The organism is Cellulomonas sp. P4_B5_2 (assembly GCF_056402235.1).
On record NZ_JBFUHU010000113.1, the window covers coordinates 1 to 10,245 of the forward strand.

The window sequence follows — 10,245 nt, forward strand, 5'->3', positions numbered from 1 at the left end:
GCAGACGGTAGGCGTCGCCCGGAACGTCAGCCGCGGCAGCCGCGGCGCAGACGGTAGGCGTCGCCCGGAACGTCAGCCGCGGCAGCCGCGGCCAGGAACGCACCGGCCGCGGCGCGCGCTCCGCGAGGAGGAGCCGGCGCCGCAGCTCGACCTCCAGCTCACGCTCGCGCTCGTCGTACAGGACTGCGAACAGCTCCGGGTGCATGGCCTACTCCTCCGTGCGGGGCTTGCGGGCGCGGACCACGGCGCCGTGCATGCCGTCCGCGACCTGGTGGGTGAACGTGACCTCCGCGTCGGTGAACCCGGCGCGGGTGAGGCCGTCGACGTACTCCGTGCGGGACAGGGCGCCCGCGATGCAGCCGACGTACGAGCCGCGCTCGCCGCGCTGTTCCGGCGTGAGGTGGTCCTCGGCGACGATGTCCGAGATCCCCACCCGCCCGCCCGGCGTGAGCACCCGGAACGCCTCCGCGAGCACGGCCTGCTTGTCGGTGGACAGGTTGACCACGCAGTTGGAGATGACGACGTCCACCGTGGCGTCGTCCAGGGGCAGGTCCTCGATGGTGCCCTTGCGGAACTCCACGTTGGTGGCCCCCGCCTTGACCGCGTTGGCGCGGGCCAGGTCGAGCATCTCGTCGGTCATGTCGACCCCGTAGGCGAACCCCTCCGGGCCGACCCGACGCGCCGACAGCAGGACGTCGATCCCGCCACCGGACCCGAGGTCGAGCACGCGCTCGCCCGCCCTCAGCTCCGCGATCGCCAGCGGGTTCCCGCAGCCCAGCGAGGCAGCCAGCGCCTCGACAGGGACGCTCACGGCGTCCTGCGCGCTGTAGAGACCCGCCCCGAACTTCTCGTCGACGTCGACGACCGCTCCCGGCGCGCAGCAGCCTCCGTCGCCACAACACCCCCCGAGACCGGCCTGCGTCTCCACCGCCGCCAACGCGTAGCGCTGACGCACCTGCTCCCGCACCTCGTCCATCTCGTCCGCCTCCTCAGGCATCGACAACCATCGATGGACAAGATGCACCCATCCATCGACGGTTGTCAATATCGACAGACGTGAATGTCTGAGGCACACTGGTGCCATGGCTCTCGATCTCCTGCCCGTCGTCTCCGCCTCCGGCGGGGCGTGCTGCACCCCGCTCACCCGCGACGCGATCACGGAGCAGGCGGCCGCCGACCTGTCGCAGGTGCTCAAGGCGCTGGCCGACCCGGCCCGCCTGCGCCTGCTGTCGCTCATCGCGTCGCACGACGGCGCCGAGGCGTGCGTCTGCGACCTGACCGAGCCGGTCGGGCTCAGCCAGCCGACGGTGTCGCACCATCTCAAGGTCCTGGTCGACGCCGGCCTGGTCACCCGCGACAAGCGCGGCGTCTGGGCCTACTACGCCCTGGTCCCCGGGGCGCTCGACGCGGTCACGCACCAGCTGGGCACCCACCTGACCGCCGGCGCCGCCGCATGAGCGTGTCGATGCTCCCCCTGACCGCCGAGCACTGGCCCGCCGTCGAGCGCATCTACGCCGCCGGGATCGCCACCGGGCACGCGACCTTCGAGTCCGCCCCGCCCACATGGGAGGCGTTCGACGCGGCACGGCTCCCGGCCCACCGGCTCGTCGCGGTCGACGAGGACGGCGCCGTCGTCGGCTGGGCGGCCGCGGTCCCCGTCTCGGACCGGTGCGCGTACGCCGGGGTCATCGAGCACTCGGTCTACGTCGATCCCGCCGCCCAGGGCCGCGGGATCGGGCGGACGCTGCTGGCCGCGCTGCTCGAGAACGCCCGCGCGGAGGGGATCTGGACCGTGCAGTCCGGCATCTTCCCCGAGAACGCGACGAGCCTCGCCGTGCACGCGGCCGCCGGGTTCCGGGTGGTCGGCACGCGCGAGCGCCTCGGACGGATGACGTACGGCCCGCTGGCCGACCAGTGGCGGGACGTCGTCCTCGTGGAGAAGCGCCTCTGACTCAGCGGTGGTGCGGCGGCACCGGGTAGAGCGTGTGCTCGGTGTGCTGGAGGACGTTGGTGACCAGCGCGGACACGTGCTCGTTGGCCTGCGAGTAGTAGATCGTCGTGCCCTCGCGGCGGGCCGTGACCAGGTGGCCGGCGCGCAGCTTGGCCAGGTGCTGGGAGACGGCGGGCGTCGGCCGGTCGAGCGCTTCCGCGATCGCCGTCACGGACAGCTCGGTCCCGTCCAGCAGGGCGAGGACGGCCAGCCGGGTCCGGTCGGCGAGCAGGCGCAGGATGTCGACCGCGTGGTCGAGATCGGCGGGGTTCGTGGCCATCGTCGTCATGATCGCAGGCTGCGCACCCGTGCGGGGCTCRGCCACAGCAGCGTCGCGGCGATCGTCCCCGCCGTCGCGACGACGGCCAGCACGACGGCGGCGACCCCGAGGCCGAGCGTGCCGAGCCAGCCGGCGAGCGGGTAGGTGACCAGCCAGCACGCGTGCGACAGGGAGAACTGCGCCGCGAACGCCGCGGGGAGGTCCTCGGTGGACACCTCGCGGCGCACGAGCCGACCGACGGGGGTCTCGACGGCGGCCCAGCCGAGCCCGACGAGCACCCAGAGCACGCTCACGGCGGCGAGGCTGTGCAGCGCGACGGGGATCGCGGCGGTGGCGACTGCGAGCAGGACCGCCCCGCCCAGCATCACGCGACGCTCGGCGATCCGGCGCAGCAGCCGCGGGAGCGTGAACGCCGCCGCCATCGAGCCGAGCCCGTTGGCGGCAAGCACCAGCGCGACGACGCCGTCSCCGAGACCGAGCTCACCGCGGACGATCACCACGGTCTGCACCAGCACGAACGCCCCGGCGGCCGCGACCACCAGGTTGAGCGCGAGCACCGGCCGCAGCGCCGGCGTCCGGACGAACAGAGCGGCACCCCGCCGCACCTCGTGCGTGAACCGCCCCTGGACGGGTGGAACCCCGCGCGGCAGGACCACCGAGCCCACCAGCAGCGCGGACCCGGCGAACCCGATCGCGGTGCCGATGAAGAGCGCGTCGGACGGGACCAGGAGCAGCAGGGCCGCCGCGAGCACCGGTGCGAGCACCGCCTCGAGGTCGTAGGCCAGCCGGGACAGGGACAGCGCGGAGGTGTAGTCGTCCTCGTCGGGAAGCACCTGCGGGATCACCGACTGGAAGGTCGGGGTGAACGTCGCCGACGCCGCCTGCAGCACGAAGATCAGGACGAACACCTGCCAGACCTCGCCGACGAACGGCAGCATCGAGGCCACCAGCAGCCGTACCAGGTCCGCACCGATGAGCACCGCGCGCCGGGGCAGGCGCGCCACCACGACGGCCGCGACCGGCGCGACGAGGACGTACGCGAGCATCTTGATCGCCAGGGCCGTGCCCAGCACCGAGCCCGCGTCGGCGCCCGCGAGGTCGTAGGCCAGGAGACCGAGGGCGACCGTCGCCAGCCCGGTCCCGGCGAGCGCCACGACCTGCGCGGCGAAGAGCCTGCGGTACACCGGGTGTCTGAGCGGGCTGAGCATCCTTCCATCATTGCGCATCTACGCAAGCAATGAATACACGATTGTCTGTACTCTCGCGTCCATGGAGACGGTCACCCTCACCCACACGGCCGCGCTCGCGCGGCTCGGGCACGCGCTCTCGGACGAGACCCGCACCCGCGTCCTGCTCGTCCTGCGCGAGGCCCCGGCCTACCCGTCCGACCTGGCAGACGCGCTCGGCGTCTCCCGTCAGGTGATGTCCAACCAGCTCGCCTGCCTGCGCGGCTGCGGCCTGGTCGAGGCGGTCCCGGACGGCCGGCGGACCTGGTACCGGCTGGCCGACGCCCACCTGGCGCCTGCCCTCGACGACCTGCTCCGGCTCGTCGTCACCGTCGACCCCACCTGCTGCGGATCGGCGGGGTGCACGTGCTCCTGACCCGACGCACGGTCCTGCAGCGGCGCATCCGATGGGTCGTCGCCCTGACCATCGGTTACAACGTGGTCGAGGCGGTCGTCGCTCTGGTCGCCGGGCGGATGGCATCGTCGTCGGCACTCCTGGCGTTCGGGCTCGACTCGGTGGTCGAGGTCCTGTCGGCCGCCGCGGTCGCGTGGCAGTTCGCGGCACCCGACCCCGAGAGCCGCGAGCGCACCGCCCTGCGACTGATCGCCGTCTCGTTCTTCGGGCTCGCCCTCGTGGTCACCCTCGACTCGGTGCGGACGCTGCTCGGCGGCTCCGAGCCGGAGCACTCGACGGTCGGCATCGTGCTCGCCGCCGCGAGCCTGGTGATCATGCCGCTGTTCTCCTGGTTCGAGCGCCGGACCGGACGCGAGCTGGGCTCCGCCTCGGCGGTCGCCGACTCGAAGCAGACCCTGCTCTGCGCCTACCTGTCCGGCGTCCTGCTGGTGGGCCTCGTCCTGAACAGCACCCTCGGGTGGACGTGGGCCGATCCGCTCGCCGCGCTGGTCATCGCCTGGTTCGCGGTGCGCGAGGGCCTCGAGGCGTGGCGCGGTGAGGCCTGCACGGTCCCGGTCAGCGCCCTGCTGGAGTCGGACGCCGACTAGCCGGTCACGTGCGCGACGATCCGCTTGATCGTCTCGTCGTCCCGCAGGATCCGGCGGTGGCCCAGCCCGTCGCTGACCACCAGCTCCGCACCCGGCCACGCGCGGGCGATGCGGGTGCCGTCGGCGTGGTCGGCCTCCTTGTCGGCGCGGTCGCTCAGCACGAGCGTCGCGGGCAGCGGCCGGCGCGCGTTGGCGGCCCGCACGGGGATGTCGAGGTCCGCCAGCCGGCGGCCCGCCAGCTTCTCCATGCGGACGACGAACCGGTGCCGGGTCCGCTCGCTGAACCCCAGCGTGTGCGCGAAGCCCACCGTGTAGGTGGACGGGTCGGCCAGCGGCGTGACCAGCACGAGCCGTTCGGTCGGCGTCCCGTCCAGGACGGCGAGCGCGCTCGCGGCCGCGCCCATGGAGTGGCCGACGACCGCGTGGGCCGGACCGTGCGCGTCGATGACCGTGCCGAGCGCGGACATCATCTCGGGCAGGGTCGTCCGCCGGCGACCGAGGGCGCCAGGCCCCGAGTCGCCGTGCGCGGGTGCGTCGTACGCGACCACCCGGAGGCCCGCCGCCAGGAGCGGCTCGACCAGCGAGCGCAGCTGCCCGCGGTGGCCGCCCCAGCCGTGCACCAGGTAGACGCTCGGTCCGTCGCCCCAGACCTGCCCGACGATGGGACCGGTGCGGAACGCGGTGCCGCCGGGGATGGCCGACGGGTGCTTCGCGCGAGCAGGGGTGCACCAGAGCCGCAGCGCCCCGCGGGCGACGAGCTCGGGGGCCACCCGGTCCAGGGCCCGCACCGCGGACCGGACCAGCGGCGGGACGGGCGGGAGCTGCGTACGAACGGTCGTGCTTTTTTCGGTCGACAGCTGGGTCATTTCAGGTCTCCCAGGGGAAGTCAGCGGAGGAGGGACTGCAGCAGCCGCTCGAAGGCGAAGCGGGTGTGCGGTTCGGCCGCCGGGTCACGCAGCAGCCGGAAGGCGTGGAAGTGCGCGAGCATCAGCCCGTGCAGGTCGTGCGCGAACTGCTCGGGCGCGAGATCGTCCCGGAACGCCCCGTCCTTGGCACCGGAGCGGTAGACCTGCGCGAGCGACTCGGCGAGGTCCCAGTGGTCCCGGACCAGCTGGTCGCGGACCGGGCCGGGCTGGTCGTCGAACTCCGTGGCCGCCGACACGAACAGGCAGCCGGCCGCACCGGAGGACGAGGTGGTGAGCCACCGCTCGAACAGGGTGCGGACGCGCTGCTCACCACGGGGTGCCGCGAGCGCCGGGCGGATCACCTGGTCGACGAAGTGCTCCCGCGCGCTCGCGAGCACGGCCAGCTGGAGCGCCTCCTTGGACCGGAAGTGCGCGTAGAGGCCGGACTTGGACATGCCCGTGGCGGACGCGAGCGTGCCGATGGTCAGACCGGCGACGCCGAGGCGCCCGGCGATCTCGACCGCCTGGTCGATCACCGCCTGACGCGTGTCGTCACCTTTGCCCATAGTCCATGAATAGCACGATCGTGCGGTCCGGCGCATCTACCACGTCGTCCGACGGGATCATCCGGCCGGACGACCCAAGGCAACCGTCCCCCGGGCGCTACCGTCGACGCCATGGCGCTGCTCGACAACAAGACGATCCTCGTGACCGGCGTGCTCACCGAGGGCTCGATCGCGTTCCACGTCGCCCGGCTGGCGCAGGAGCAGGGCGCCCAGGTGGTGCTCACCTCGTTCGGACGCCAGCAGCGGCTGACCGAGGTCATCGCCCGACGCCTCCCGGCACCGGCACCGGTGGTCCGCCTCGACGTCACCTCGGCCGAGGACCTGGCCGCGCTCGCGGGTGCGGTCGGCGAGCACGCCGACCGGCTCGACGGGGTGGTCCACTCGATCGGCTTCGCCCCGCAGGCGGTGCTCGGCGGGAACTTCCTCGGCGGCGAGTGGTCCGATGTGGCCACGGCCCTGGAGATCTCGGCGTACTCGCTCAAGGCGCTGGCCGTCGCCGCGCAGCCGCTCATGGTCCGGGGCAGCTCGGTGGTCGGCCTGACGTTCGACGCGACCGTCGCATGGCCGGTCTACGACTGGATGGGCGTGGCCAAGGCGGCCCTGGAGTCGACGTCCCGCTACCTCGCCCGCGACCTCGGGCCCGACGGGATCCGCTGCAATCTCGTCGCGGCCGGCCCGATCCGGTCGACCGCGGCCAAGGCGATCCCCGGCTTCGAGGCGATCGAGGGCGGCTGGGATGCTCGGGCTCCCCTGGGCTGGGACGTCGGCGACGCCGGTCCGACCGCCCGCGCGGTGGTCGCGCTGCTCTCGGACTGGTTCCCCGCCACCACCGGCGAGATCGTGCACGTCGACGGCGGCGTCCACGCGATGGGGATGTGACAGCCAGGGTCGTTGGTCCCGGCTCCACGCCGGACCTTTCACCTACGGTTGCGTAACTTACGCTCCCGTAGGTCTGGAGAGGTCCGATGCCGACACCACCGCCCGTCCGGTCCCTGCGCCGCGCGCTGCCGRCGATCATCCAGGGCGGGATGGGCGTCGCGGTCTCGTCGTGGCGCCTGGCGTCCGCGGTCGCGCGTCGCGGGCAGCTGGGCGTCGTGTCCGGCACCGCGCTGGACCTCGTGCTGGCCCGCCGGCTCGAGGACGGTGACCTCGACGGCTCGGTCCGCCGCGCGATGGCCGCGTTCCCCGTCCCGGCGATCGTCGAGCGCGTGCTCAAGCGGCACCTGCGCCCGGGTGGCCGCGCGGCGGGCGTGGCGTACACACCGGTCCCGCGGCTGAGCATGCGCCCGGGGCGCTCGGTCCAGGAGCTGACCGTGCTGGCCAGCTTCGTCGAGGTGTGGCTGGCCAAGGAGGGTCACGACGGCCCGATCGGCATCAACTGCCTGGAGAAGGTCCAGATGGCGATGCCGGCGGCGGTGTACGGCGCCATGCTCGCCGGGGTCGACGCGGTGCTGGTCGGCGCCGGCATCCCGCGCCACCTGCCGCACCTGCTCGACGAGCTCGCCGCGAACCGCCCCACGCAGCTGCCCGTCGACGTCGCCGGCGACCCCGGCGGTGACCACGTGGTCGAGATCGRCCCGCCGGACCTGCTCGGCCCCGACCTGCCGGCGCTGGACCGACCGCTGTTCCTCGCGATCGTGTCGAGCGAGGTCCTGGCCGCCTACCTCACCCGTGACCCCACGATCCGCCCGGACGGGTTCGTCATCGAGGGCCCTCGCGCGGGCGGTCACAACGCTCCGCCGCGGGGTCGCCCGGTGCGCGACGAGCGCGGCCAGCCGGTGTTCGGCGCCCGGGACCAGGCGGACGTCAGCAAGGTCGCCGCGGTCGGCCTGCCGTTCTGGCTCGCCGGGTCGCTGGGCACGCCCGAGGCGGTCCAGGAGGCCCTCGCCGCCGGCGCGACCGGCGTCCAGGTGGGCACCGCCTTCGCGCTCAGCTCGGACTCGGGCCTGACCGACGAGCTGCGCGACCGCCTCCTCGCCCTGCTGCGCGCCGGCGAGCTCGAGGTCCTCACCGACGGGGACGCCTCCCCGACGGGCTTCCCGTTCAAGGTCGCCCAGCTGACCGGCACGCTCTCCGACCCCGCGATCCGCAGCGCCCGGCCGCGCCTCTGCGACCTGGGCTACCTGYGGTCGCCGTACCTGAGGGACGACAACCGGGTGGGGTTCCGGTGCCCGGCCGAACCGGTCGCCATGTACGTCAAGAAGGGCGGCTCCGAGCAGGACACCGAGGGCCGGGTGTGCCTGTGCAACGCGCTCTCGGCTGACGTCGGTCTGGGCCAGACCCGGCCCGACGGGCGCGAGGAGGAGGCGCTGGTCACCCTCGGCACGGACCTCGACGGCGCGAGCCGCCTGGCCGAGCTGTACCCCGACGGCTGGTCCGCCGACCAGGTGCTCGACTGGCTCCTGGAGCCGGCGCTGTAGAGCCCTAGGTCCCGGTCTCGGGAGGAGGGGGCGCCGGATACTCGGGGGGCGCCCGTCACCGACCTCGGAGGACCTCATGACCACGCAGCACGTCGAGATCTCGACCGGCACGCCCGCCGCGGCGACCGAGGGCCACGTGTGCGGCTGCGGGCACGCGTCCGAGGAGGAGATCGTGGTCGACGCGCGCAGCCTGCCGCGCCCGGTCCGGCACGCGGCGATCCGCGGTGCGTTCAGCGCGATCCCCGTCGGCCAGTCCATGATCCTCGTCGCACCGCACAAGCCGGTCCGGCTGCTCGCGGAGCTGGAGCAGGACGCTCCCGGTGCGCTGGAGATCGAGTTCCTGGTCGACGAGCGCGACGACTGCCGCGTGCGCCTGACGCGCGTCTAGAGAGCCATCAGCGCGACGCCCGACGCCGCGGCGCCGAGGCAGAGCAGCACCGAGCCGACGGCGTTCGCAGTGGCGCGGCGCAGCTCGCCCGCCTGGATCAGCCGGACGGTCTCCACCATCGCCGTGGAGAACGTCGTGTACCCGCCGCAGAACCCGGTCGCGGCCACCACCTGCCAGGTCTCGCCGAGCCCGTGGTAGACGTGCGCGCCGGCGAGCAGGCCGATGAGGAACGACCCCGACACGTTCACCGCGAGCGTGGCCAGCGGGAACACCCGGTTCCACCGCGAGCGGACCGAGCCGTCGACGACGAACCGGGTGGCGGCACCGATCCCGCCGAAGAGGGCGATGAGCAGGACGGTCATCGCACCCGCCGCGAACCGAGCGCGACGCCGGCGACGCAGGCGAGCAGCCCGAGCACCACGCTCAGCACCCCGTAGGCCACGGCCATGGTCACCTGACCGGCCGCGAGCAGTCGCTCCAGCTCGAGGGCCAGGCTGGAGAACGTGGTGAACCCGCCGAGCACCCCCGTGCCGGCGCCGAGCCGCACCAGCCGACCCCGTCGCGACTCCTCCCCGCGCCGCAGCAGCGCCTCGAGCAGGACGCCGAGCAGGAACGACCCGAGGACGTTCACGACGAACGTCGCCGTCGGCCACCCGCCGGGGGACGTGCCCAGCCACTCGGCGACCGCCCAGCGGCCCGTCGTCCCCACCGCTCCGCCCAGCGCCACGACCGCGACCAGCCTCGGATCGAGGTGCGGGGATCGCGTCACCGATGCTCCTGCGGGACGATCGTGACCGGCAGCGGCTGGGTGTGGGCGAGGTGGCCGGCCGTCGAGCCGCCGATCAGATGGTTCATCCACCCGCCGAGCCCGGGGCGCCGGCTGCCGACCACGATCATCGCCGCGCCGGCGTCGCCCGCGACGCGGCCCAGCTCGCGCGAGGCCTCACCGACCGTGTAGACGAACCGCCACGGCACGTCGGAGCCCTCGAGGTTCCGCTCGACCTCCACGGCCACGGACCTCTCGACCTCGTCGCCGGGATCGTCGACGTGGTCCGGGTCGAGCGGGGTGGTCACGAGGGTGCCGTCCGGCTCCCGCGCGACGACGGTGCGCGCGGCGTCGGACCACACGCACACGAGGTCGGCGCGCATCGCGCGAGCGAGACCCGCGGCCTGCTGCACGACGGTCGGCGACTGCCCCGGGAGCACGCCGACGACGACCGTCGGGCCGTCCGGCGTCGGCACGCCGTGCCACGCGTGCGGTGCGGATCGGGTCACCCGCCGAGGCTACGCGGGAACACCCGCCCGGTCGTGGAGGTTGCGGTGACCCATGACCACTATCGGATTCATCGGCGCAGGCCACATCGGCGGCACGCTCGCCCAGCTCGCGATCTCGCACGGCTACGACGTCGTCGTCAGCAACTCCCGCGGCCCGGAGACCCTCACGGACCTGGTCGAGCAGCTCGGCGAC

The 10,245-nt window shown here is 73.7% G+C and carries 17 protein-coding genes; 8 read left to right on the forward strand and 9 right to left on the reverse strand.

Annotated elements, in window-relative coordinates; all coding sequences use genetic code 11:
- Together AC1DUQ_RS10005 and arsM are read right to left on the reverse strand one after the other, a co-directional pair.
- The coding region (locus AC1DUQ_RS10005; protein ID WP_477073731.1) for a hypothetical protein at nucleotides 1-205 on the reverse strand (205 nt) is incomplete at its 3' end.
- 3 nt (nucleotides 206-208) lie between these two features.
- Nucleotides 209-976 carry an arsenite methyltransferase gene (arsM, locus tag AC1DUQ_RS10010; protein ID WP_477062622.1) on the reverse strand — a complete coding sequence of 256 codons (768 nt, stop codon included), beginning with the start codon at nucleotides 974-976 and terminating at the stop codon, nucleotides 209-211.
- 106 nt (nucleotides 977-1,082) lie between these two features.
- Between arsM and AC1DUQ_RS10015 the strand changes: the two genes are divergently transcribed.
- Together AC1DUQ_RS10015 and AC1DUQ_RS10020 are read left to right on the forward strand one after the other, a co-directional pair.
- Nucleotides 1,083-1,457 (forward strand): ArsR/SmtB family transcription factor, encoded by a 375-nt coding sequence (locus AC1DUQ_RS10015; RefSeq protein WP_477062521.1) that lies wholly within the window; start codon nucleotides 1,083-1,085, stop codon nucleotides 1,455-1,457.
- 8 nt (nucleotides 1,458-1,465) lie between these two features.
- Complete coding sequence (locus AC1DUQ_RS10020; RefSeq protein WP_477062522.1) at nucleotides 1,466-1,951, forward strand: N-acetyltransferase family protein; 486 nt, start codon at nucleotides 1,466-1,468, stop codon at nucleotides 1,949-1,951.
- A 1-nt stretch (nucleotide 1,952) separates the two neighbouring features.
- On the opposite strand, the gene AC1DUQ_RS10025 is transcribed toward AC1DUQ_RS10020, so the two are convergent.
- Together AC1DUQ_RS10025 and AC1DUQ_RS10030 are read right to left on the reverse strand one after the other, a co-directional pair.
- Nucleotides 1,953-2,279: an ArsR/SmtB family transcription factor gene (locus AC1DUQ_RS10025; RefSeq protein ID WP_421742948.1), complete on the reverse strand. Its 327-nt coding sequence runs from the start codon at nucleotides 2,277-2,279 to the stop codon at nucleotides 1,953-1,955.
- Complete coding sequence (locus AC1DUQ_RS10030; RefSeq protein ID WP_477073732.1) at nucleotides 2,276-3,478, reverse strand: MFS transporter; 1,203 nt, start codon at nucleotides 3,476-3,478, stop codon at nucleotides 2,276-2,278. The genes AC1DUQ_RS10025 and AC1DUQ_RS10030 overlap by 4 nt, the downstream gene beginning before the upstream one ends.
- A 61-nt stretch (nucleotides 3,479-3,539) precedes the next feature.
- Here AC1DUQ_RS10030 and AC1DUQ_RS10035 point away from each other — a divergent pair, with 61 nt between their 5' ends.
- Together AC1DUQ_RS10035 and AC1DUQ_RS10040 are read left to right on the forward strand one after the other, a co-directional pair.
- Nucleotides 3,540-3,872, forward strand: a complete 333-nt coding sequence (locus AC1DUQ_RS10035; RefSeq protein WP_477062524.1) for an ArsR/SmtB family transcription factor — start codon at nucleotides 3,540-3,542, stop codon at nucleotides 3,870-3,872.
- The gene (locus tag AC1DUQ_RS10040; protein WP_477062525.1) at nucleotides 3,857-4,498 is read left to right on the forward strand and encodes a cation efflux transmembrane domain-containing protein; all 642 of its coding nucleotides are present in this window, start codon (nucleotides 3,857-3,859) and stop codon (nucleotides 4,496-4,498) included. Before AC1DUQ_RS10035 ends, AC1DUQ_RS10040 begins: the two co-directional genes overlap by 16 nt.
- On the opposite strand, the gene AC1DUQ_RS10045 is transcribed toward AC1DUQ_RS10040, so the two are convergent.
- Both AC1DUQ_RS10045 and AC1DUQ_RS10050 read right to left on the reverse strand, forming a co-directional pair.
- A complete protein-coding gene (locus tag AC1DUQ_RS10045) occupies nucleotides 4,495-5,364 on the reverse strand; it encodes an alpha/beta fold hydrolase (RefSeq protein WP_477062526.1) in 870 nt (289 codons plus the stop codon). The genes AC1DUQ_RS10040 and AC1DUQ_RS10045 overlap by 4 nt on opposite strands.
- A gap of 20 nt (nucleotides 5,365-5,384) precedes the next feature.
- Nucleotides 5,385-5,969, reverse strand: a complete 585-nt coding sequence (locus tag AC1DUQ_RS10050) for a TetR/AcrR family transcriptional regulator (RefSeq protein ID WP_477062527.1) — start codon at nucleotides 5,967-5,969, stop codon at nucleotides 5,385-5,387.
- A 111-nt stretch (nucleotides 5,970-6,080) separates the two neighbouring features.
- On the opposite strand from AC1DUQ_RS10050, the gene fabI reads away from it, so the two are divergent.
- From fabI to AC1DUQ_RS10065, 3 genes are all read left to right on the forward strand, one after another.
- Nucleotides 6,081-6,848, forward strand: a complete 768-nt coding sequence (gene fabI, locus AC1DUQ_RS10055) for an enoyl-ACP reductase FabI (RefSeq protein WP_477062528.1) — start codon at nucleotides 6,081-6,083, stop codon at nucleotides 6,846-6,848.
- 86 nt (nucleotides 6,849-6,934) lie between these two features.
- Nucleotides 6,935-8,389 carry a nitronate monooxygenase gene (locus tag AC1DUQ_RS10060; RefSeq protein ID WP_477073733.1) on the forward strand — a complete coding sequence of 485 codons (1,455 nt, stop codon included), beginning with the start codon at nucleotides 6,935-6,937 and terminating at the stop codon, nucleotides 8,387-8,389.
- A 76-nt stretch (nucleotides 8,390-8,465) separates the two neighbouring features.
- Entirely contained in the window at nucleotides 8,466-8,777 is a 312-nt protein-coding gene (locus AC1DUQ_RS10065) for a DUF2249 domain-containing protein (protein ID WP_477062530.1), read from the forward strand.
- Here AC1DUQ_RS10065 and crcB read toward each other — a convergent pair.
- From crcB to AC1DUQ_RS10080, 3 genes are read right to left on the reverse strand one after another with little or no spacing between them, the layout of a single operon-like run.
- Nucleotides 8,774-9,139 carry a fluoride efflux transporter CrcB gene (crcB, locus tag AC1DUQ_RS10070; protein WP_477062531.1) on the reverse strand — a complete coding sequence of 122 codons (366 nt, stop codon included), beginning with the start codon at nucleotides 9,137-9,139 and terminating at the stop codon, nucleotides 8,774-8,776. The two genes, AC1DUQ_RS10065 and crcB, sit on opposite strands and share 4 nt — an antisense overlap.
- Complete coding sequence (locus AC1DUQ_RS10075) at nucleotides 9,136-9,546, reverse strand: fluoride efflux transporter FluC (protein WP_477062532.1); 411 nt, start codon at nucleotides 9,544-9,546, stop codon at nucleotides 9,136-9,138. Before AC1DUQ_RS10075 ends, crcB begins: the two co-directional genes overlap by 4 nt.
- The gene (locus AC1DUQ_RS10080; RefSeq protein ID WP_477062533.1) at nucleotides 9,543-10,052 is read right to left on the reverse strand and encodes a universal stress protein; all 510 of its coding nucleotides are present in this window, start codon (nucleotides 10,050-10,052) and stop codon (nucleotides 9,543-9,545) included. Before AC1DUQ_RS10080 ends, AC1DUQ_RS10075 begins: the two co-directional genes overlap by 4 nt.
- Before the next feature lie 52 nt (nucleotides 10,053-10,104).
- Here AC1DUQ_RS10080 and AC1DUQ_RS10085 point away from each other — a divergent pair.
- The coding region (locus tag AC1DUQ_RS10085) for an NAD(P)-binding domain-containing protein (protein WP_477073734.1) at nucleotides 10,105-10,245 on the forward strand (141 nt) is incomplete at its 3' end.